Annotated in this window: 17 protein-coding genes and 1 tRNA gene; 9 read left to right on the forward strand and 9 right to left on the reverse strand. The window is 69.7% G+C overall.

The genetic code is table 11. The features are described 5' to 3' along the window. The first annotated feature begins 254 nt into the window (after positions 1-254). Positions 255-2,411, forward strand: coding sequence for an excinuclease ABC subunit UvrB (uvrB, locus tag Drose_RS28360; RefSeq protein WP_260724352.1), 2,157 nt, complete (start codon positions 255-257; stop codon positions 2,409-2,411). Positions 2,412-2,606: 195 nt separating this feature from the next. Here the strand turns inward: uvrB and rpsA are convergent, their stop codons facing one another. Further along, positions 2,607-4,106, reverse strand: coding sequence for a 30S ribosomal protein S1 (rpsA, locus tag Drose_RS28365; protein WP_260724353.1), 1,500 nt, complete (start codon positions 4,104-4,106; stop codon positions 2,607-2,609). 262 nt (positions 4,107-4,368) lie between these two features. On the opposite strand from rpsA, the gene Drose_RS28370 reads away from it, so the two are divergent. Continuing rightward, a complete protein-coding gene (locus tag Drose_RS28370; RefSeq protein WP_260724354.1) occupies positions 4,369-5,178 on the forward strand; it encodes a class I SAM-dependent methyltransferase in 810 nt (269 codons plus the stop codon). A 53-nt stretch (positions 5,179-5,231) separates the two neighbouring features. On the opposite strand, the gene polA is transcribed toward Drose_RS28370, so the two are convergent. Continuing rightward, positions 5,232-7,922 carry a DNA polymerase I gene (gene polA / locus Drose_RS28375; RefSeq protein ID WP_260724355.1) on the reverse strand — a complete coding sequence of 897 codons (2,691 nt, stop codon included), beginning with the start codon at positions 7,920-7,922 and terminating at the stop codon, positions 5,232-5,234. Positions 7,923-8,222: 300 nt separating this feature from the next. Here polA and Drose_RS28380 point away from each other — a divergent pair, with 300 nt between their 5' ends. Then, positions 8,223-9,482, forward strand: coding sequence for an ABC transporter substrate-binding protein (locus Drose_RS28380; RefSeq protein WP_260724356.1), 1,260 nt, complete (start codon positions 8,223-8,225; stop codon positions 9,480-9,482). Between the two features lie 329 nt (positions 9,483-9,811). Here Drose_RS28380 and Drose_RS28385 read toward each other — a convergent pair whose 3' ends face one another. From Drose_RS28385 to Drose_RS28405, 5 genes are all read right to left on the reverse strand, one after another. After that, positions 9,812-10,618 carry an ABC transporter ATP-binding protein gene (locus Drose_RS28385; RefSeq protein WP_260724357.1) on the reverse strand — a complete coding sequence of 269 codons (807 nt, stop codon included), beginning with the start codon at positions 10,616-10,618 and terminating at the stop codon, positions 9,812-9,814. After that, positions 10,615-11,586 (reverse strand): ABC transporter ATP-binding protein, encoded by a 972-nt coding sequence (locus Drose_RS28390; RefSeq protein WP_260724358.1) that lies wholly within the window; start codon positions 11,584-11,586, stop codon positions 10,615-10,617. The genes Drose_RS28385 and Drose_RS28390 overlap by 4 nt, the downstream gene beginning before the upstream one ends. Continuing rightward, the gene (locus Drose_RS28395; RefSeq protein ID WP_260724359.1) at positions 11,576-12,571 is read right to left on the reverse strand and encodes a branched-chain amino acid ABC transporter permease; all 996 of its coding nucleotides are present in this window, start codon (positions 12,569-12,571) and stop codon (positions 11,576-11,578) included. Before Drose_RS28395 ends, Drose_RS28390 begins: the two co-directional genes overlap by 11 nt. Before the next feature lie 10 nt (positions 12,572-12,581). Continuing rightward, the gene (locus tag Drose_RS28400; protein ID WP_260724360.1) at positions 12,582-13,880 is read right to left on the reverse strand and encodes a branched-chain amino acid ABC transporter permease; all 1,299 of its coding nucleotides are present in this window, start codon (positions 13,878-13,880) and stop codon (positions 12,582-12,584) included. A 154-nt stretch (positions 13,881-14,034) separates the two neighbouring features. Then, positions 14,035-14,622, reverse strand: coding sequence for an ANTAR domain-containing response regulator (locus Drose_RS28405; RefSeq protein ID WP_390891457.1), 588 nt, complete (start codon positions 14,620-14,622; stop codon positions 14,035-14,037). A 113-nt stretch (positions 14,623-14,735) separates the two neighbouring features. Here Drose_RS28405 and Drose_RS28410 point away from each other — a divergent pair. Beyond that, positions 14,736-14,809: transfer RNA gene (locus Drose_RS28410), tRNA-Leu, on the forward strand. Between the two features lie 162 nt (positions 14,810-14,971). Here Drose_RS28410 and Drose_RS28415 read toward each other — a convergent pair. Together Drose_RS28415 and Drose_RS28420 are read right to left on the reverse strand one after the other, a co-directional pair. Continuing rightward, positions 14,972-15,784, reverse strand: coding sequence for a spermidine synthase (locus Drose_RS28415; protein WP_260724362.1), 813 nt, complete (start codon positions 15,782-15,784; stop codon positions 14,972-14,974). After that, entirely contained in the window at positions 15,785-16,339 is a 555-nt protein-coding gene (locus tag Drose_RS28420; RefSeq protein ID WP_260724363.1) for a hypothetical protein, read from the reverse strand. Between the two features lie 71 nt (positions 16,340-16,410). Here Drose_RS28420 and Drose_RS28425 point away from each other — a divergent pair, with 71 nt between their 5' ends. The 5 genes from Drose_RS28425 to Drose_RS28445 all read left to right on the forward strand — a co-directional run bounded on the left by Drose_RS28425 (position 16,411) and on the right by Drose_RS28445 (position 22,345). Next, a complete protein-coding gene (locus Drose_RS28425) occupies positions 16,411-17,688 on the forward strand; it encodes a sensor domain-containing phosphodiesterase (protein WP_260724364.1) in 1,278 nt (425 codons plus the stop codon). A 6-nt stretch (positions 17,689-17,694) separates the two neighbouring features. After that, positions 17,695-18,579, forward strand: coding sequence for a hypothetical protein (locus Drose_RS28430; protein WP_260724365.1), 885 nt, complete (start codon positions 17,695-17,697; stop codon positions 18,577-18,579). A 66-nt stretch (positions 18,580-18,645) separates the two neighbouring features. Beyond that, a complete protein-coding gene (locus tag Drose_RS28435) occupies positions 18,646-20,841 on the forward strand; it encodes a hypothetical protein (RefSeq protein ID WP_260724366.1) in 2,196 nt (731 codons plus the stop codon). A gap of 566 nt (positions 20,842-21,407) precedes the next feature. Beyond that, complete coding sequence (locus tag Drose_RS28440) at positions 21,408-22,025, forward strand: TetR/AcrR family transcriptional regulator (protein WP_260724367.1); 618 nt, start codon at positions 21,408-21,410, stop codon at positions 22,023-22,025. A gap of 65 nt (positions 22,026-22,090) precedes the next feature. After that, positions 22,091-22,345: a hypothetical protein gene (locus tag Drose_RS28445; protein ID WP_260724368.1), complete on the forward strand. Its 255-nt coding sequence runs from the start codon at positions 22,091-22,093 to the stop codon at positions 22,343-22,345. The last annotated feature ends 47 nt before the right edge of the window (positions 22,346-22,392 follow it).

Below are 22,392 nucleotides of genomic sequence, written 5' to 3' on the forward strand. Positions count from 1 at the left end.
CGGCGGCCGGTCGCGCGCTACGCGCGATCCTGCACCGGTGCGCTCGGCCGGTCGTGACGGACCGGGGCAGCAACCGGGCGCCGGGAGGGCCAGCCGTGTGGTGGCGAGCCTGCTCTCCGGCCGGCCGCCGCGAGCGGCCTACGCGTCTACGTTAGCCCGGTGATCTTCACCACACAATCGTCATGTTGAATACGATCCACCACCCAGGGCGAGGACCCCGAAAGTTGTCATACCCCACGCGTACGGTTGGGGGCATGGCGCTCGACATCCCACGCTTGGACCGCCGATTCGAGGTGGTCAGCGAATACAAGCCCTCCGGCGACCAGCCCGCGGCGATCGAGGAGCTGGCGCGGCGGGTGCGGGCCGGCAACCGGCACACCGTCCTGCTCGGCGCGACCGGCACGGGCAAGAGCGCGACCACGGCGTGGCTGGTGGAGCGGCTGCAGCGCCCGACGCTCGTGCTCGCCCACAACAAGACCCTGGCCGCGCAACTGGCCAAGGAGTTCCGCGATCTGATGCCGCACAACGCGGTCGAATACTTCGTCAGTTACTACGACTACTACCAGCCCGAGGCCTACATCCCGCAGACCGACACCTATATCGAGAAGGACTCCTCGATCAACGAGGAGGTCGAGCGGCTGCGGCACTCCGCCACGATGAGCCTGCTGACCAGGCGCGACGTCATCGTGGTCGCGACCGTCTCGGCGATCTACGGTCTGGGCACCCCGGAGGAGTATCTCGACCGGGCGGCCAAGGTCAGCGTCGGCGAGGAGATCGACCGCGACAAGCTGCTGCGGCGGCTGGTCGACATCCAGTACACGCGAAACGACCTCGCCTTCAACCGCGGCACGTTCCGGGTGCGCGGCGACACGCTGGAGATCATCCCGGCCTACGAGGAACTGGCGATCCGCATCGAGTTCTTCGGCGACGAGATCGAGCGGCTGGCCTATCTGCATCCGCTCACCGGCGACGAGATCCGGCAGGCCGACTCGCTGCTGATCTTCCCCGCGACACACTACGCCGCCGGGCCGGAGCGCATGGAGCGGGCGATCAACGCGATCGAGGCGGAGCTCGAGGAGCGGCTCGCCGAGCTGGAGCGCGAGGGCAAGCTGCTGGAGGCGCAGCGGCTGCGGATGCGCACCACGTATGACGTCGAGATGATGCGCCAGGTCGGGTTCTGCAACGGCATCGAGAACTACTCCCGGCACATCGACGGCCGGGAGGCCGGCAGCCCGCCGCACTGCCTGCTGGACTACTTTCCCGACGACTTCCTGACCGTCATCGACGAGTCACACGCGACGGTGCCGCAGATCGGCGGCATGTACGAAGGGGACGCGTCCCGGAAGCGGACGCTGGTCGAGCACGGGTTCCGGCTGCCCAGCGCCCAGGACAACCGGCCGCTGCGGTTCGACGAGTTCGAGGAGCGGGTCGGTCAGACGGTGTACCTGTCGGCGACCCCCGGGCCGTGGGAGCTGGGCCAGACGCAGGGCGAGTTCGTCGAGCAGGTGATCCGGCCGACCGGCCTCATCGACCCCGAGGTCGTGCTGAAGCCGACCAAGGGCCAGATCGACGACCTGATGCACGAGATCAAGCTGCGCACCGAGCGCGACGAGCGGGTGCTGGTCACGACGCTGACCAAGAAGATGGCCGAGGACCTCACCGACTACCTGCTGGAGCACGGCATCCGGGTGCGATACCTGCACTCGGAGGTCGACACGCTGCGGCGGGTGGAACTGCTGCGGGAGCTGCGGCGCGGTGAGTTCGACGTGCTGGTCGGCATCAACCTGCTGCGGGAAGGTCTCGACCTGCCGGAGGTCAGCCTCGTGGCGATCCTCGACGCGGACAAGGAAGGCTTCCTGCGCTCGGGCACGAGCCTGATCCAGACGATCGGCCGCGCCGCGCGGAACGTGTCCGGTCAGGTGCACATGTATGCCGACAAGATGACTCCGTCGATGGCCCAGGCGATCGACGAGACGAACCGGCGGCGGGCGAAGCAGACGGCCTACAACGAGGCCAACGGCATCGATCCGCAGCCGCTGCGCAAGAAGCTCGGCGACATCCTCGACGACATCTACCGCGAGGCCGAGGACACGGCCGGCGCGGTCAGCGGCCACGGGCCGGGCGGGGCGGTCGTGGTCGGCGGCGGCCGTCAGATGAGCCGCGGGAAGTCGCCGGAGAACACCCGGGCCCGGCAGAAAGGCGGCGGCACCAAGGGCACGGCGGGCGGCGCCGTCACCCCGGCGCGGGCCGGCATGGCGAGGGCCGAGCTGGCGTCGCTCATCCAGGACCTCAACGAGCAGATGCTGGGCGCCGCGCGTGAGCTCCAGTTCGAGCTGGCCGCCCGCCTCCGCGACGAGGTCGCCGAACTGAAGAAGGAACTTCGCGCCATGGACGTCGCCGGCGTGAAGTAACCACCGGTCCGGCGTACGTGCGCACGGACGCCGGACCAGCCCCCGTGCGCGGCGCTTCCCGTTCGGCTCCGGCTGTTCGACCCCTTCTCGGTATTCCTGGGTGGAATGCGATGCGGAGATAGCAGCCCGGCGCCGGGAACGGACGAGCCCCGCGGCCGACCAGGCCGCGGGGCTCGTCGCAGACTTGCGAGCTTGTCAGCTCTTGCCGCCCGCCAGCTTCTCGCGAAGCGCGGCGAGGGCCTCGTCGGTGGCCAGGGTGCCCGACGGCTCCTCGGGAGCGCGGGTCGTGGCCGGCGTGGACGAGCTCGCCGAGCCGCCGCCGGCAGGAGCGGCCGCGGCCGGCTCCGCGCTGGCGTCGGCCTGACGGGCCGTCTGCACCTGCTTGGTGTGGGCCTCCCAGCGCTGGCGGGCCTCAGCGTACTGCTGCTCCCACGCCTCACGCTGCTTCTCGAAGCCGGGCAGCCACTCGGCGGTCTCCGGGTCGAAGCCCTCCGGGTAGATGTAGTTGCCCTGCTCGTCGTAGGTCGCCGACATGCCGTAGAGGGTCGGGTCGAAGTGCTCCTCGCCCTCGACGAAGCCCTCGTTGGCCTGCTTGAGCGACAGCGAGATCCGCCGGCGCTCAAGATCGATGTCGATGACCTTGACCATGACGTCCGAGCCGACCTGCACGACCTGCTCCGGGATCTCCACGTGGCGCTCGGCCAGCTCGGAGATGTGCACCAGGCCCTCGATGCCGTCGTCGACGCGCACGAACGCACCGAACGGCACGAGCTTGGTGACCTTGCCGGGGACGATCTGCTGGATGGCGTGCGTCCGGGCGAACTGCCGCCACGGGTCTTCCTGGGTCGCCTTCAGCGACAGGGAGACGCGCTCGCGGTCCAGATCGACGTCGAGGACCTCGACCTCCACCTCCTGGCCGACCTCGACCACCTCGGACGGGTGATCGATGTGCTTCCAGGACAGCTCGGAGACGTGGACCAGGCCGTCGACACCACCGAGGTCGACGAACGCACCGAAGTTGACGATCGAGGAGACAACGCCCTTGCGGACCTGCCCCTTCTGCAGCTTGTGCAGGAACTCCGTGCGCACCTCGGACTGGGTCTGCTCAAGGTAGGCCCGGCGGGACAGCACCACGTTGTTGCGGTTCTTGTCCAGCTCGATGATCTTCGCCTCGAGCTCGCGGCCGACATACGGCTGCAGGTCACGCACCCGGCGCATCTCGACGAGCGACGCCGGCAGGAAGCCGCGCAGCCCGATGTCGAGGATGAGGCCACCCTTGACGACCTCGATGACGGAGCCGCGAACGACGCCGTCGTCTTCCTTGATCTTCTCGATGGTGCCCCACGCCCGCTCGTACTGCGCGCGCTTCTTCGAGAGGATCAGGCGGCCTTCCTTGTCCTCCTTCTGCAGGACGAGGGCCTCGATGTGATCACCGACCGACACGACCTCAGCAGGGTCGACATCATGCTTGATCGACAGCTCGCGCGAGGGGATGACGCCCTCGGTCTTGTAGCCGATGTCGAGCAGGACCTCGTCCCGATCGACCTTGACGACGGTGCCTTCGACGATGTCGCCGTCATTGAAGTACTTGATGGTCTCGTCGATCGCGGCGAGGAATGCCTCCTCGGACCCGATGTCGTCGATGGTGACCTTGTTGCTGCTGGCGCTCGAGGTGGCCTCGATGCTGCTCGTCATGTGGGCTGTTGCTCCGGTCGGTGGATTTCTGGGTGGACCTGCGCGCTCCCGCGGACCCGTCGTCGGGCACAACCCGCCTGTCACAGTGCAGGATCAGTGCATTGGAAGCGCTCAGGATGTGTTCAACGACCGTGAGCCTGCTCCATGCCGAGGCGCACAAACCCACGAGTGCACCGATCAGCTTACCCTGCGCAATACCACATGGTCCAACCCTCCCCCAGACCCGATCTGCCGACTTCCTCGGGGCCTACCGTTGCTCTCCATGGAACCGTCACCCGACGCAGGCGTCACCCGACGCGCCGTGAGTCCCGCTGAGAGTCGCCGGGCCAGCCGCGGCTGGTGGGACCGCGATGCCGATGCCTACCAGGCCGAACATGGCTCGTTCCTGGGCGACGCCGACTTCGTCTGGTGCCCGGAGGGCCTGCGTGAGGCCGATGCGCACCTGCTCGGCGACGTGGCCGGGAAGCGCCTCCTGGAGATCGGCTGCGGCGCGGCTTCGTGCTCGCGCTGGCTCAAGTCCCAGGGCGCCGAGGCCTACGCGAGCGACCTGTCCGCGGGCATGCTCCGCCACGCGGCCGCCGGAGCCACCCGATCGGGTGTCACCGTCCCGCTCGTGCAGGCCGACGCGACCGCCCTCCCATTCGCCGACGGCGTATTCGACGTCGTCTGCACGGCGTTCGGCGCCGTGCCGTTCGTGGCCGACTCGACGAGCGTGATGCGGGAGGTGTACCGCGTGCTGAAGCCCGCCGGCCGCTGGGCGTTTTCGATCACCCACCCCATGCGGTGGGTCTTTCTCGACGACCCGGGTGAGGGCGGCCTGGTCGCCGTCCACTCGTACTTCGACCGCCGCGCCTACGTCGAGGAGGACGGCCATCACGTGCCGACCTACGTCGAACAGCACCGCACCCTGGGCGACCGCATCCGCGAGCTCGTCGGCGCCGGTTTTGTCCTCGACGACCTGATCGAGCCCGAATGGCCGGCGGGCCATGACCTGACCTGGGGCCAGTGGAGCCCCCTGCGCGGCCGGATCTTCCCGGGCACCGCGATCTTCGTGGCGACCAAGCCGGCCTGAGTCGAGCCGGCCGCCCGGCTCCTTCGCGGAGCCGGGCGGCCGGCAGTGGATCGTCAGTGGTCGGCGGCGTTCCAGTCGTGGCCCGAGCCGACCGAGACACCGAGCGGGACGTCCAGCGGATACGCACCGCCCATCTGCTCGCGCACCAGGGCCTCGACCGCGTCGTACTCCCCCGGTGCCACCTCGAACACCAGCTCGTCGTGCACCTGGAGGAGCATTCGCGAGCGCAGGCTGGCCTCGCGCAACGCACTGTCGACGCGGAGCATCGCGACCTTGATGATGTCGGCCGCCGACCCCTGGATCGGGGCGTTGAGCGCCATCCGCTCGGCCATCTCCCGCCGCTGGCGGTTGTCGCTGTTGAGGTCCGGCAGGTAGCGCCGCCGGCCGAGGACCGTCTCGGTGTAGCCGTCGCGGCGGGCCTGCGCGACGACCTGGTGCAGGTAGTCACGCACCCCGCCGAACGTCGCGAAGTACTCCTCCATGAGCACCGTCGCCTCGGCCGGCGAGATGCCGAGCTGCGTGCCGAGCCCGTAGGAGGACAACCCGTACGCCAAGCCGTAGTTCATCGCCTTGATCTTGCGGCGCTGGTCGGGGACCACCTCGCCGACCGGCACGGAGAACACGGACGAGGCGGTCGCCGCGTGGAAGTCGAAGCCGGAGTTGAACGCGTCGATGAGCGCCTCGTCTTTCGACAGGTGCGCCATGATCCGCATCTCGATCTGGCTGTAGTCGGCGGTCAGCAGCGTCTCGAACCCGTCGCCGACGACGAACGCCCGACGGATCCGCCGGCCCTCCTCGGTGCGGATCGGGATGTTCTGCAGGTTGGGGTCGGTGCTCGACAGGCGGCCGGTAGCGGCGACCGTCTGGAAATACGTCGTGTGGATCCGGCCGTCGTCGCTGATCGACTTGAGCAGGCCGTCGACCGTCGTCTTGAGCTTGGCCTGGTCGCGGTGGCGCAGCAGATGCTCGAGCAGCGGGTGGCCGGTCTGCGCGAAGAGACTCCCCAGCGCGTCGGCGTCGGTGGTGTACCCCGTCTTGATGCGCTTGGTCTTCGGCAGCCCCAGCTCGTTGAACAAAATCTCCTGGAGCTGTTTGGGCGAGCCGAGGTTGAACTCGCGGCCGACTACCGCGTAGGCGTTCTGCGCGGCGGCCTTCACCTCCGCGGCGAAACGCGACTCGAGCTCGCTGAGATAGTCCGCGTCGGCGGCGATGCCGGTCCGCTCCATCTCGGCGAGCACCGTGACGAGCGGCAGCTCGACGTCGGCGAGCAGGCGCGCGGACAGGTCGCCGTCCCGGCGCAGCTCCTCGGAGATGGCTTCGGCCAGGTCGAGGGTGGCGCGGGCGCGCAGCATCAGGTTTTCCTCGGCCTCGCCGGTGTTGCCGCCCAGTCCGTCCAGCGTGAGCTGCCCGTTGTCCGGTGCGTCGACGCGCAGCTCGCGCTTGAGATAGCGCAGTGCGAGATCGTTGAGGTCATACGACCGCTGGTCCGGCCGGGCCAGATAGGCCTCCAGCGCGGTGTCGCTCGCCACCCCGTCGAGCTGCCAGCCCCGGGCCAGGAATGCCAGCCGCGCCGGCTTGGCGTCGTGGAGCACCTTCGGCCGGTCCTCCGCGGCGAGCCACGCGCCCACCGCCGCGTCGTCGGCCTCGTCGAGCTCGGTCGGGTCGAACCAGGCGGCCGGGCCGTCGGCGATCGCCAGCCCCATGCCGGTGACGATCCCGGTGCCGCGGCCGAACTTGCCGGCGACCGCGACGCCGACCCGCACGCCCGCGGGGGCGTGCTCGTCGAGCCATGCGCCGACCCCCGAGCGCAGCACCGCGCCCGACAGCTCGAACCCGGACTCGGCCTCCGGCTCCACCGCGTCGAGGTACTGATACAGCCGCTCCCGCAGCACCCGGAACTCCAGCGAGTCGAACACCTGGTGCACCGCCTCGCGGTCCCAGCCGCGCCAGCGCAGGTCCTCCGGGCCGACTGGCAGCTCCAGGTCGTCGACGAGCCCGTTGAGGTCGTAGTTGCGCATGACCTCGGCGAGGTGGGCACGCACGTTGTCGCCGGCCTTGCCCTTGATCTCGTCGACCCGGGCGACGATCCCGTCGAGCCCGCCGAACTGCAGGATCCACTTCGCCGCGGTCTTGTCGCCCACGCCGGGCACGCCCGAGAGGTTGTCGCTGTCCTCGCCGACGAGCGCGGCCTTCGCCCGGTAGAGGGACGGCGGGATGCCATACCGCTCTTCGACCCGCGCCGGTGTCATCCGGTCCATCTCGGAGACGCCGCGCTTGAGATACAGCACGGTGACGGTGTCGTTGACGAGCTGGAACGTGTCGCGGTCGCCGGTGATGATCGAGGTCGGGATGCCGTGCTCGGTGGCCTGCCGGGCGAGGGTGGCGATGACGTCGTCGGCCTCGTAGCCCGGCTTCTCGATGAACGGGATCCGCAGGGCGGTGAGGATCTCCTTGATCAGCGGCACCTGGCCGGCGAACTCGGGCCGGGTCTGCTGGCGGGTGGCCTTGTACTCCGGATACTTCTCCAGGCGGAACGTCTGGCGCGACACGTCGAAGGCGACCGCGACGTGGGTCGGCTGCTCGTCCTTCAACATGTTGATCAGCATGGACGTGAAGCCGAAGACGGCATTGGTCACCTGGCCCGTCTGCGTGGAGAAGTTCTCCGCGGGCAGGGCGAAGAACGCCCGGTAGGCGAGCGAGTGCCCGTCGAGCAGCAGCAGCCTGGAGTCAGTCGAACCCGTCACACTTCGCGAGCCTAGTCCGCAGGTACGACACTTTCGGCTTCAGGCCCGCCGTACACCGACGCGGCTTTTGTCCGGAACGCCGAGACAGTCGGTCATGTCCGCCGCACCGCCCCTGATTGGGCCGACAAAGCGAATCGTGTTGCGGTTGCGAACAGGAAGATTACGAACGCGCAACTTCCTCGTACGTGTTGGGCCGAAGGCCTAGTGCCGCGGGGTGAGTGTCATTAGGTTGTGGCTTCATCAGCGTCTTGGCATCTAGGCGCAACCACGCCTACCGCGCTGTTAAAAAGGAGACAGGTGATGATCCGCCCCAATCTCGGATGGCGCTCGGTCGCCGTGCTGAGCGCCGCGTGCATGGCGCTCGCCGCTTGTGGCGATAACAAAGGCGATTCGCCCAAGGCTGGTGCCACCAGCGGCGCTGCCGCCGCCGGCGACGGCGTGCTGAAGATCGGCACGATCCTGCCGCAGACCGGCTCACTGGCCTTCCTCGGCCCGCCGGAGTTCGCCGGCGTCGACGTCGCGATCAAGGAGATCAACGACAACGGCGGCGTCCTCGGCAAGCCGGTCCAGATCCAGCACATGGACTCGGGCGACACGTCCACGGACATCGCCACCCAGTCCGTCAACAAGCTGCTGACCGACAAGACCGACGTCATCATCGGTGCGGCCTCGTCGTCCGTGTCGCTGACGGTCATCGACAAGATCACCGGCGCGGGCGTGGTGCAGATCTCACCGGCCAACACGTCGACGGCGTTCACCACGCACAACGACAAGGGCCTCTACTTCCGGACCGCACCGCCGGACACGCTCCAGGGCCGCGTCCTCGGCGACCTGATCGTCCAGGACGGCAACGCCAAGGTCGGCATGCTGGTCCTCAACGACTCCTACGGCGTCGGCCTCGCCGAGAACGCCAAGAAGGAGATCGAGAGCGGCGGTGGCGAGGTCGTCAAGTCGATCACTTACGACCCCAAGGCCGCCGACTTCAGCACCGAGGTCGACGCCATCGCGACCGCCAACGTGGACGCGATCGCGATCATCGGCTTCGACGAATCCAAGAAGATCGTCCCCAAGCTGGTCGAGAAGGGTCTCAAGTCCAAGAAGTGGTACTTCGTGGACGGCAACATCGCCGACTACTCGAAGGACTTCCAGGCCGGCACGCTGACCGGCTACAAGGGCACCCAGCCCGGCGCCGAGGCCAAGCAGGACTTCAAGACCCGCCTCCTCGCGATCAACAAGGACCTCAAGGACTTCAACTACGCGGTTGAGTCCTACGACGCCACCATCCTCGCGGCCCTGGCCGCCGAGGAGGCCAGGAGCGACAACCCGGCCGAGATCGCCAAGCACCTGATCACCGTCTCGAAGGACGGCGAGAAGTGCACGGACTACAAGCAGTGCCTCGACCTGCTCAAGGCCGGCAAGAACATCGACTTCGACGGCCGCAGCGGCCCGATCTCCTTCAACGAGGCCGGCGACCCGGCCGAGGCCACCATCGGTGTCTACACCTACGGCGCCGACAACAAGCTGACCCCCGAGGTCAAGTACCAGACCGGCAAGATCTGAGCCTGTCCCAGGCCCCAGGGCCCTCACCCGCTCGCCGGGTGGGGGCCCTCCCTTTTCCCCGCCCCTTCCGTTGCGTTGATCTTGCAGTTGTGGTGCCTGACAAACCCGGCATTCAGGGAGTGTCGCGGCACCACAACTGCAAGATCAACGCGCAAAGTGGAGGGGGTGGGGGGCGGGTGGTACATGAGCGAGGCGGGCCGGAAAGAGCAGGGCGCGCGATTGTCGAAAGGGCGCGGAAATGGCGGTGGAACCCGAGGGATACGTAACTACGAGAAATCCCGCACCACCCCTCCGGTGGTGCGGGATTTCTGTCTGACAAAAACGATCGTTCAGGCGCGGGCGAGCGTCCCGAGGTACAACTCGATCACCCGGGGATCGTTGATCAGATCCCGACCGGACGCCGTATATGCGTTACGGCCCTGATCGAGGACGTAACCGCGGTCGCAGATCTGCAGGCACCGGCGGGCGTTCTGCTCGACCATCACGACCGTCACGCCGGTCAAGTTGATCTGCTTGGTCCGGAAGAACACCTCGTCCTGCAGCGCCGGGGACAGGCCGGCCGACGGCTCGTCCAGCAGCAGGACCGTCGGCTCCATCATGAGCGCCCGGGCCATGGCCACCATCTGCCGCTCGCCGCCCGACATCAGGCCGGCCCGCTGCTTGCGCCGCTCGGCCAGGGTCGGGAACAACTGGGTGACGAACTCGAAGCGCTCCTTGAACCGCTTGGGCCTGAGGAAGGTGCCCATCTGCAGGTTCTCTTCGATGGTCAGCGCCGCGAACACGTTGTTGGTCTGCGGCACGAAGCCGATGCCCCGCTCGACCAGCGCGTGCGCCTTGAGGTTGGTGATGTTCTCCCCGCGCAGGGTCACCGAGCCGGTGCGGATGTTCACCAGCCCGAACATGGCCTTGAGCAGCGTGGACTTGCCGGCGCCGTTGGGGCCGATGATGCCGACCAGCTCGCCGTCGTGCACGTAGAGGTCGGCGCCGTTGAGGATGTTGATGCCGGGCAGGTAGCCGGCGACGACGTCGTCGGCGCGCAGGACGGCACCCTCGGCCTTGGCCAGGTGTTCGCCGCGGTCGACGACCTCGTTGCGGGTCGCGGGCGGCGGGAGCTCTTCTTCGGGAAGGGAGGTCACTTGCGGTCCTTTCCGTCTTCGTCGTCGAGCTCGTCGACCACCGGTACCAGCGTCACCGAGTCGCCCTCGTCCAGCGTGCCGGCGTCGATCTCCTGGCCGCCGACGCTCTTGACCGCGCCGTCGTGGTGCGCGCCGAGGTACGCGTCGATGACCCGCGGGTCGGCCATGACCTTGTCGGGAGTGCCCTCGGCGATGACCCCGCCCTGACCCATGACGATGATCCAGTCACTGATGTCGTGGACCATGTCCATGTCGTGCTCGACGAAGAGCACCGTCATGCCGTCTTCGCGCAACTGCTTGACGTGGCCGAGCAGCGACTGCGTCAGCGCCGGGTTGACCCCGGCCATCGGCTCGTCGAGCATGACCATCTCGGGCTGGACCATGAGGGCGCGGGCCATCTCGAGGAGCTTGCGCTGGCCGCCGGAGAGACTGCCGGCGAAGTCGTCCTTCTTGGCGATCAGCTTGAAGCGGGTGAGCAGGTCCTCGGCCCGTGCCGTGATCTCGGCCTCCTGCTGCCTCCAGACGCCGGGGACGAGCGCCCGCCAGAAGCCCTCGCCCTTCTGCCCGGTCGCACCGAGACGCATGTTGTCGATGACCTTGAGCTTCGACAGCGCCTTGGTGAGCTGGAACGTGCGCACCATGCCCGCCCGGGCCACCTTGTGTGCCGGCACGCCGGACAGCGACCTGCCGTTGAACGTCCACGTGCCCTCGTCGGGCGCGTCGAAGCCGGTCAGCAGGTTGAAGAAGGTCGTCTTGCCGGCGCCGTTGGGGCCGATCAGCGCGGTGATCGAGCCGCGCTGGATCTCGACGTGCTTGACGTCGACGGCGGTGAGGCCGCCGAAGCGGCGCACCACGTTGTCGGCGACGAGGATCGGGTCGGGCTTCGGCACGCCGGGCTCGTTGGGCAGGTCGGCGAGTGCGGCCACCGCCCGCTCGCGGACCGTGCGCCCGGTGGTCTCAGCGGACATCGAGCATGACCTCCCTCTTGTCGCCGAAGATGCCCTGCGGGCGGTAGATCAGCAGCAGGACCAGGCCGAGACCGACCAGGATGTACCGGACCGAACCGGCCTGGGTGGTGCTCATGAACCAGTCGGGCAGGACCTTGTTGTTCGACATCTCGCTGAGCGTCGAGTCGACGAAGATCAGCAGCACCCAGAAGATCATCGAACCGACGACCGGACCGAAGACCCGGGCCGCGCCACCGAGGATCACGATCGTGTACGCGAAGAACGTGAACTCGGTGCCGTAGGTGTCCGGCTGCACCGCCGCCCGGTCGAGGGCGAAGACGAAACCGCCGAGGCAGCCGATGACGCCGCCCAGGACGAGGGCCTGCATCTTGTACGAGAAGACGTTCTTGCCGAGGCTGCGCACCGCGTCCTCGTCCTCGCGGATGGCCTTGAGCACGCGGCCCCACGGGCTCTTCATGAGCAGCCAGACGACGAGGCAGCCCAGCGCGACGAGCAGCCAGCCGACGAAAAGGATCCACACCTCGCGCTCGGAGAAGGTGACCAGGCCGAGGTCGACGCCGCCGCTGCCGTCGAACGGGTTCAGCGCGTAGAAGTCCTGCGAGAAGCCCTGGAGGCCGTCCGAGGCGCCGGTCCACTTCCGCAGGTCCGTGGCGCGGTAGAGCAGCCGGATGATCTCGGCCGCGGCGATCGTGACGATGGCCAGGTAGTCGGCCCGCAGGCGCAGGGTCGGAATGCCCAGCAACAGCGCGAGCAGGACCGACGCGGTGAGGCCGATCGCCACGCCGAGCCACAGCGGCAGGTCGAACGTGGAGACGGTGACGGCGATGCCGTAGGCCCCGACGCCCAGGAAGGCCGACTGGCCGAAGTTGAGCAGGCCAGTGTAGCCGAAGTGGACGTTGAGACCGATCGCCGCGAGCGCGTATGCAATGGTGGTGGACCCGACGACCGCTTCGAGCGACACGCTGAAGATGCTGTCCCAGTTCATCGTGTCCCCCTCAGCCGATCCGGGTCCGGCGGCCGAGGATGCCCTGCGGCCGGAAGAGCAGGATCAGGATCAGCGCTGCCAGCGCGCTCACGTTCTTCAACTCCGACGGAATCCAGTAGGTCGAGAACTGGATGAACAGACCGATCACCAGGCTGCCCAGCAGGGCACCCCAAGCGGTGCCGAAGCCGCCGAGCGTCACGGCGGCGAAGATGAGCAGGAGGATCTGGAAGCCCATCTGGAAGCTGACATTCTGGTAGACGCCGAGCAGGACGCCGCTGAGTGCGGCCAGGCCGCCGCCGATCGTCCAGACCAGCCGGATGATGCGGTCGACGTTGATGCCGGACGCCGCGGCGAGGGCCGGGTTGTCGGCGACCGCGCGGGTTGCCTTGCCCAGCCGGGTCATCAGCAGCGCCGCCGACACGGCCACCAGCACCGTGATCGCGATCGCGTCGGCGACGAGGTTCTTCGGCGCGATGAGGAAGGGGCCGTACTTCTCGCCGGGCTGGGAGTTGTACTCGGCGAAGGCACGCGAGTCGCCGCCGAAGAAGTACAGGAACAGGTACCGCACGGCGAGCGACAGGCCGATCGAGATGATCATCATCGTGACCAGGTTGGTGCGGCGCTTTCGCAGCCAGCCCCAAAACGCCCTGTCCTGCACATAGCCCATGGCGGCGCCGACGGCGACCGCGACGAGGCCCGAGAGCACCAACGGCAGGCCGATGGTCACGTTGAACAGGAAGGTGATCAGCGCGCCGAACGTGACCAGCTCACCGTGCGCGAAGTTGGTCAGGCCGGTCGTGCCGAAGATCAGCGAGATGCCCAGCGCGGCCAGCGCGATGATGAGCGAGAAGTGGATGCCCGAGTAGAACAGGTTGGCGATCCGGTCCCATTCCGACGGCGCGGACGGCGCCGGCTGGTTCTGGTCGCCCGTGGCCGCCCCACCCGATCCCCCGCCGAGCGGAAACAGCACGTTTCGAGCCTGGCCGTCGGCCACCGACGGCGTGAGGCTCGGCCGGCCGTTCGTCACCGTGACGCCGGACGGCAGCGTTGACTGGTCGAGGTCGATCTTGTAACTCCCGGCGCCAGGCACCGGGATGCTCCATTTGCCCTGCTCGTCGGATGTGGCTTCGCCGACGGGCGCGCCGTCCTGGGTGAACGCTTTGATCTTGACACCGGCGACCGGAGCGCCGTTGCTGGTCAACGTTCCCTGCAGCGCTTCACCCTCGGCCCAGGCGCTTGTGGCGCCAACGCCGAAGGAGAGCATCACGCAGGCCAGGAAGGCCGTGAGCATGATCACGGCTCTACGCAATGGTGCTCCTCGAATCAACGGGTATTGGGGGGCCGTCCCGACCCGCGGGACTGGCGGATCATAGCCCGCGTCGCAAGGCAATTGCGGGCCGTTACCAAGCCGTTATTCGATGCTCAGGGGCACCTGCCGAAACACGCCGTGCGCTGGTAAAAGGTCACGACTCCTGGGTAACGGAACTGTTACCACCGGCGGTTTCCGCGATGATCCGGTCGGCCACTTCCCGCATCGTCATGCGGTGATCCATGGCGGTCCGTTGAATCCATTTGAACGCCTGCGGCTCGTTCATGCCATAGGTCGCCATGAGCTGGCCTTTGGCCCGCTCGACGACCTTGCGGGTCTCCAGTCGATCGGTGAGCGTGGCGACCTCGGCCTCGAGCATCGACAACTCGGCGAACCGCGACACGGCGATCTCGACCGCCGGCACCAGGTCGCTCTTCTGGAACGGCTTGACCAGATAGGCCATCGCCCCCGCGGCACGCGCCCGCTCGACGAGGTCACGCTGGCTGAAGGCGGTGAGGATGACGACCGGCGCGATCCGGCCGCCGGCGATCTTCTCGGCCGCGGCCAGCCCGTCCATGATCGGCATCTTGATGTCCAGAATGACCAGATCGGGCTTGAGCTCCTCGGCGAGACGCACGGCGGTCTCGCCGTCGCCGGCCTCACCGACGACGTCGTAGCCTTCCTCGACGAGCATCTCCCGGAGATCGAGGCGGATGAGGGCCTCGTCTTCCGCGATGAGCACCCGACGGCTCTGTGCCTCGGCCACTAGCCACTCCCGATCAAATCCGACACGACACGACACGACGGCGATTACCGTCGCGATCAGAGTAGTGGGTACCCTGGTGCGGCGTACTCGTCCCGGTATCCCAATCGGCAGAGGAACGGAGCTCAAACCTCCGACAGTGTGGGTTCGAATCCCACCCGGGGCACGCACAACAACCCGGCCCGCGCCACCGTCGGCGGGCAATCCGGACAGACCGGGCGGGCTCGATCCCGCCGGCCGGTGTCCTGGAGACGTCAGTCACGCGGCGGTCCCTGCGGAAACCTGCGACCGCACGGCGGATGCGGCGCTACTCCAAGCGTACGAAGCCTCAGTCGAGAACGACCGGGGCCGTGCCCTCCGTGAGGAGGTCGAGGCCGGCACCGCTGACGACCTGCGCCGGCTGCCTGTCCCGACCGGCCATGGCGGCCAGCCGTGCCACCGGGAGCCGCCCGGCCCGCAGTGCCGCGGCGAACACCACATTGCCGAATCGGCGGCCGCGCAGCAGCTCCGGGCGCACCACCAGGCAGACGTCGTCGAAGGCCGTCCGCAACGTCGCGGCCTGACCGCGGGAGAACGCGAGCGGCGCCAGGTCGGCGACGTTGACCGCGTAGATGCCCTCGGGCCGCAGGACCCGCGCCACCGACACGGCGAACGTCACGTCGCTGACGCTCTCCGGCATCTGCGCCGCCACGTACACGTCGCCGATGACCAGGTCGAAGTCCTCCGCCCGCCATCCCGCGACGGCGGATCGAGCGTCGTCGAAGACGATCTCCAGCTCGAAGCCGAGCGGCAGGACCCGCTGCACGAACCCGGCCAGCCGCCGGTCCCGCTCCACCACCACCTGAGCGGAGCCGGGCCGGGTCGCCTCGACGTACCGCGGCATCGTGAACGCGCCGCCGCCGAGGTGCAGCACCCGCAGGGGCCGCCCGGCCGGCGCCGCGGTGTCCACGATCGAGGCGAGCCGGCGGGTGTACTCGAAGCTGAGGTACGTCGGGTCGCGGACGTCGACGTACGACTGCTGGACCTCCTCGACCAGGAGCGTCCAGCCGCCCTTCCGCCGTGGGTCACGCAGGAGCCGCGCGGCGCCGAGATCGACGTCCTCCGCGATCCCGTCGACGATGTCCCGCCAACCGCCGGCCACTTACGCGGGTGCCTCTTTCACGAGTTCCACCGGCACGCCGTCGGCATACCGGGCCTTGAAGAGCGGAGTGGCCTTGTCGACGTCCGCCGTGCCGACGACGACCACGCCGCGCACGAAGTCGGAGCTCACGCTGTTGACCTCGACGCCCCGCGACGACCAGTAGGCGTGGTCGTCGCCGACCTCGTCGTACCGCCTGGCGAGGTCGCCGGCGGAGAACCTGGCGTCGTGCAACAGCACACAGGCGTCGCGGAACGTCTCGAGGACCCACGCGTCGAACTCGGCGGACGGCTTGCGGTAGACGTCGACACCCTCGTCACCGACGCGGGCACCGGCGAAGACGGCGGCGAAGGCGGCCTCGCCCTGCTGCCCGACCTGCGCGGTCACGTCCACCGGGTCGACCGAGTCGGGCGACGGCGTGGCGGCGCAGCCGGCGGTGCGGGTCGACAAGGAGCCGCTCGGGGAGGTCTCCGCACCGGGGGAGCCGGACGAACAGGCCGTCAGTGCCGGTAGCGCCGTCACGGCGGCGAGCAGCGCCAGTACGAGTACACGTCGCATCGCGCCACAACCTACCCGAGGAAGCCCGGCAGCGGTGAAACCCTCATGACGCCGCTCCGCAGGACGAAAACATGGACATGGAGGCCGGTACCACCGTCATACGCAGCGTCGACGACGTGCTCGACGCCCGCGCGGTCACCACGGTCTTCCAACCCATCGTCCGGCTCGACTCGTGGTGGCGCAAACGCCATGAGGTCGTCGGATACGAGGCCCTCACCCGGGGCCCGGCCGGCACGCCGTGGGAGTCGCCGCTGGAGCTGTTCGACGCCGCCGCGGAGCGGGGCCGCCGCGCCGAGCTCGACTGGATCTGCCGCGCGACCGCGTACCGCGCCGCGATGGACGCCGGTCTCCCCTACGGCCTCACGCTCTTCGTCAACACGGAGCCGCAGGCGCTCGACGTGCCCTGCCCGCCGGATCTGGCGCCGACCATCCTCGACGCGCAGCTCCGCCTGCGGGTCGTCGCCGAGATGACGGTGCGGGCCATCGGGCACGACCCGTCGGCGCTGCTCACCGCCGCTGAGGCGGGCCGCGCCGCCGGGTGGGGCATCGCCCTCGACGACGTCGGCGCCGAGCCCGCCTCGCCGGCGCTCCTGCCGTTCGTCCACCCCGACGTGGTGAAGGTCGACAGGCACCTGACCCGGCGGCCGGACGTCGACCCCGCGGCCCGGGTCGTCAACGCGATCGTGGCCTACGCCGAACGTTCGGGCGCCGCCGTGCTGGCCGAGGGCATCGAGACCGAGGAGCACCTCGCCGCGGCGCTCGGCCTGGGCGCCACCCTCGGCCAGGGCTGGCTGTTCGGCCGGCCCGGCCCGCTGCCGCCGGACGTGGCGGACCGGCGGTCCACGCTGAGCGTCCCGTTCGTGGTACCGCCGGCGACCACCGGCGGGCGCACCCCGTACGAGATCGTCGCCGCCCGCAAGCCGACGGCCGAGGCGACGAAACGCATGCTGCTGCCCCTCAGCCGCTACCTGGAGGCCATGGCCATGGACCCGGCGGAGCCGCCGATACTGCTGGCGAGCTTCCAGGAGGGGCGGTTCTTCACCCCGGCGACCGCCCGCCGCTACGCCTCGGCCGCCGGGACCGCCGCCCTCGTCGCCGCGCTCGCCACCGAACTGCCCGCCGAGCCGGCACCGGGCGTGCGCGGTACCGCGCTCGGCGGCGACGACCCGCTGCGCGGCGAGTGGAACGTCGTGGTCGTCGGGCCGCACTTCGCCGGCGCGCTCGTCGCCCGCGACCTCGCCGACACCGGCGACGACGGCGACCGGCGCTTCACCTACGCGCTGACCTACGACCGGGACCTCGTGCTCGACACGGCCCGTGCGCTCCTGCACTGGATCGTGCCAACATAGACGGTCATGAAGCGGGTGTTGCTCCTCGCACTGGTGGTCCTGGTAGCGCTCGGCGGCGCCGCGCTCTCCGGCAACGCACCCCGGCCGCAGGCGCCACCGGCGCGACCCGTGGTGATGCGCGTCGCGCTCACCCAGGGCCGGGTCGACGAGGTCCGGCACACCGTGCAGGTCTCGATGAACAACGACGGCCCGGCGAAGATCACCGTCGTGCAGGTCGAGCTGCGGGCCCCGTCCTTCAAGGGCGTGGGTCCGGTGCGGGTCGACGCCCCGCTGCCGGTCGGCGGGCTGCGGGTCGACGTGCCGGTCTCCTACGGCACCGGCATCTGCGCCGGCGACGAGCTCAAGCCGCGCAGCGCCGCGTCGCACGTCGCGTTCAAGGTGCGCACGGAGGACGGCGCCGTCCACGACGTCCGCCTGCCGCTGCCCGACCCCGACCCGATGCTCGACAAGCTCCTCGCGATCGACTGCCAGCAGGCGTTCCTCGACCGGCAGGCCACGTTCACGTTCGGCCCGTGGACCCCGCTGCCCAGCGGCTGGGTCAACGGCACCGTCGTCGTCCGGCGGGTCGGGTTCCCGGGCACGATCACGCTCCAGGAGTTCACCGGCAGCATCCTGCTGGAGGTCCTGCCGATCCCGCTGCGGGAGAAGACCCCGAAGCCGTACGGTGTGCTGCGCCCCGGCGAGGACGAGGTGCGCATCCCGATCGTCGTCGACGGCGAGCGGTGCACCCCGCACGCCCTCGCCGAGATCAAGAAGCCGTACGTCTTCCCCGCCTTCGTCAGCCTCGACGGCGGCGAGCCACTGTACACCGAGCTGAAGATCACCGATACCGAGGTGGCCGCGTTCAAGCCGGTCATCGACGCGTGCGCGGCCGGCCACACCGAGATGTGAGCAGCGAGTTTTAAGCCAGACTTAGGTCGGTTGCGATGGGATTCGGCGGGTGCCATGCTCGCAGCCGTGTCCGAGGTCGGTCGCCGCTTCCGCGCCGCGCTTCCCGCGGTCGGCCTGCTGACGCTCGCCACTGCGGGCATGCTGGGCATCTGCGCACTGCTCGGTTTCGCGCCGGCGCCGCCGGTCTGGCGGATCGCGCTGACCCTGGTGGCCGCCGCGCTGCTCGGCGTCGCCGCCGCCGACCAGGTCCGCGCCGCCCGCACCGACTGGCGGGGCGCGACCGCGGCCGAGTCCGGCGCGCACCGCCGTCCCCGCCGCGGTACGCCGGCCACGCTGCGCCGCGCCGACTCGGAGCACACCGGCGAGCACACCGGCACGGGCGTCTTCACCGGTCGCACCCGCCGGGTGCCGACGACGGACGACCTGTGGGGCGGTGAGGGCGCGGTGGCGACGGCTCCCCCGCGCGCCGAGGATCCGCCGCCGGCCGGGCCGCCGCCGCGTCCCAGGCCGCCGCGCCCGTCGTGGGTCCGGCTCGCGGTCACCGTCCTGTCCGCGCTGGCGCTGGCGGCACTGCTGTGGGTGCCGCGGGTGCCGGTCGGCGGCGTCGTGCGTACCGTCGCGCAGTTCTTCTCCGGCTACGGCGCCTTCGCCCTGCCGGTCCTGCCGTTGCTGCTGGTCTGGCCACTGCCGCGGCCGCGCCACGCGCCGTGGCCGTGGCGGCTCCCGCTCGTGCCGCTGGTGGACCGCCGGCTGTGGACCGGCGAGGAACTGCGCACGCTGGCCGTCGCCACGCTGGCGTTCGTGCGCGAGCGGGTCCTGACCCGGCCGGCCGGCATCGTGCTGGCCGCGCTGGGCCTGCTGCACCTGGTGCGCGGCAACCCCGACCTGCTCGACGGCGGCACCTCACGCGCCGGCGGCATCGTCGGCTTCCTGCTCGCCGAGCCGCTGCGCCTGGCGCTCGCCTCCGGCGGCGCGATCGCCCTGCTCGGCGGCGTGCTGGCCGGGGCCGCCGCGGTGGCCGCCGCGTCGGTGGGGCGGGCCTGGGGCACGGTCACCGGCTACGCGGTCCTCGCCGTGGCGCTCGCCGTGCCGCTCGGCGGGGTGGGCGCGAGCCACTGGCTGGGCTTCGAGTACTACCTGCGCACCGAGAACGGTCGCGTCGTCGTGGTCGCCGGCCTGTCGCCGGACCACCGGCAGGCGGTCCACGACACGTCGCTCACCGTCGACGGCCTGTCCCCCTCGCTGGTCGCGCTGTTCGACAAGGGGCTGACGGTCGCGGACAACGCCGACGGGGACCGGATCGCCAAGGCCCTGGTCCGGCCCGCCGAGTCGGCGGCGGCGAGCTTCGTCGGTGACCAGTTCGAGCTCAGGACCGGCGAGTGCTTCGACTGGATCGGCGGGTCGTCGCAGCTACGGTACGTGGCGCCGTGCAACGGTGCGCACGTCGGCGAGGTCACGTTCGTCGGGCACCTGCCCTTCAGCGTCGACCCCGGCAAGGCGGCGGTCGAGATCGCCTCGCGGGCCATGTGCGAGCAGTCCTACGGCGACTATCTGGGCGTACCGTTCGGGCAGTCCTTCCTGCCGCTGGAGCAGCCGCTGCTGCCCGCCGGCCTGGACGGCGACGGCTGGCGGCCCAGGCCGGTGATCGCGTGCTGGCTGGGCTCGGTCGGCCCGTGGCCGCTGAAGGGCACGAAGACCGTGGCCGCGCTGCAGCAGAAGGTGTCGTGGGGCGCCGCCGCCGGCTGCAAGATCGAGGTGCCGGACGCGCTGCGGGTGACCGCCGAGCAGCCCAATGCGCGGTGCGTCGCGCCCGGCCCGGAGCAGAAGCTCAGCGTGCCGGGTGGTGGCTTCGCGATGGACCTGGAGTTCGCCGCGGTCGGCAAGGCGGCCGGCGGCGCGAAGATCGGCGCCGGCTGCTTCGACGGGGCGAACCTGGCCAACGGGTACAGCTTCGAGGTGGCCGCCGACGGCATCATCGAGATCTACAAGCACGCCGGCGACCAGCACGTCAAACTCGGCGCGTCGGCGAAGCCGAAGAACGCCGGCCCGCCCACGACCGCGTCGACTCCGCTGCAGGTGACCTGCAAGCCGACGGCCGACGGCGGCGTGGAGCTGACGGCGTTCTCGACGGGCGGCCGCAAGGCCGCGACGGTGGACAAGAACGCCCCGATCACGGCGTTGAGTCCCCGTCTGGTCCTGTCGAACGCCGCCACGGCCGGCGTGGTGATGACCACGATGATCTTCAACGCCACCCGGGTGTAGGCGCGTCGGATCGAAGCCGGCCGGCTCCGCCCCGGCTCCCCCAAGGCTCCGTGATCACCAGCACGGTGGCCGCCCCAGCCGACCGCAGTGCTGGTGATCGCGACCTCGCCGCAATCATGGCCAGGCGCCGCCCGAAGTGCACGGAGCCGGGCGACCAGTCTCATGCTCGTGAGGCCGAACTCCCGCTGCTGACCCGCGCGGCCGGGTCAAGGCGGGCCGGGCCGGGCGACTCCATCATGGGAAAGATGTGGCTATCGGGGCAGCCAGATCTTTCCCATGATCTGGAGTCCGGGCGCCACGGCGCCGGAACGCGTGCCGGCCGGCGGGCCTCGGCGGCGACACCTCCGAGGCCCGCGCCCGAATTGATGGTCTTGCCCGGATTGGCCATGGAACTGTTGGGCCGAGCTTCGCGGCCTTGCGCCGGGGCAGCCAGGCACTTTCGATGATCATGAAACCAGGGTCAGGCCGAGCGCGGCGCCCGGCCGTCCGGCGTCCAGGTCGTTCCAGCCGCGGCGCGGGTCGACGATCGCCGATCAGTGAGCGAGCGTTCGCTCTACAATGGGAGGGTGCCGCGCGTTTCCGAAGCCCACCTCGCCGCCCGCCGTGAACAGATCATCGAGGCGGCGACGCGCTGCTTCGTGCGCAACGGATTCCATCAGACCTCGATGCAGGATGTCATCAAGGAGGCCGGGCTCTCCGTCGGCGCCTTCTACCGATATTTCAGCAGCAAGGCCGAGCTGATCAAGGCACTCGCCGGGGAGAAGATCGGCACCATCCTCGGCACGGTCGACCACCTGATGCGCCAGGAGCCCATGCCGCCGCTGGACGAGGTGCTCGACGAGGTCCTGCGGCAGATCGACGAGAACCTCATCGACGACGGGCCCGTACGCATCGCGGTCCAGGTGTGGGGCGAGGCGGTGCACGATCCCGAGTTCGGCGAGCTGGTGGGGGGCATCTACTCGCGGTTGCGGGACAGCGCGACCGCCCTGGCGGCGCGCGCCCAGGCCGACGGCCAGCTCCCCCGCGACGCGGATCCGTCGGCGATCGGCGCGACGATCTTCGGGCTGCTCCAGGGGTACATCCTGCAAAAGGTGCTGCTCGGGCGCATCGATCGCGCCATGTACCTCGGCGGCGTCCGCGCCCTGCTGGGGGCCGGTGCGCGGCAGACCGGCCCCCGTCATTGAGTCAGGACTGGACGATGCTCACGTCGACAGGCGCCAACCTACCGATTGGCTCATACCATGGGCGCGTGCAGAAGGCTCTCGGCTGGGTCGGCTTCGCCGCGCACCTGGCAACCGTCGTGTGGTACGCCGCGTCCGGGCTGCTCGCCCCGGGCTGGGCGGTTGTCCTGCTGCTGGTGATCTGGGCGGGAATGACGGTGTTCGCGCTGCGACTCGTGCGCGGTGTACGGCCGCTGTGGACGCTCATGGTCCCGGTCCTCGACGCCGCGATCTGGTTCGGTGTGCTCTCGTTCGGCGAGGCGGTGCTCGGCTGGACGGGCTGATGAACCCGCGGTGACATGTGGACCACGCGGGTGGGAACGCGGGTCCG

It is taken from the genome of Dactylosporangium roseum (assembly GCF_025264685.1).
GTDB classification, from domain to species: Bacteria; Actinomycetota; Actinomycetes; order Mycobacteriales; family Micromonosporaceae; genus Dactylosporangium; species Dactylosporangium roseum.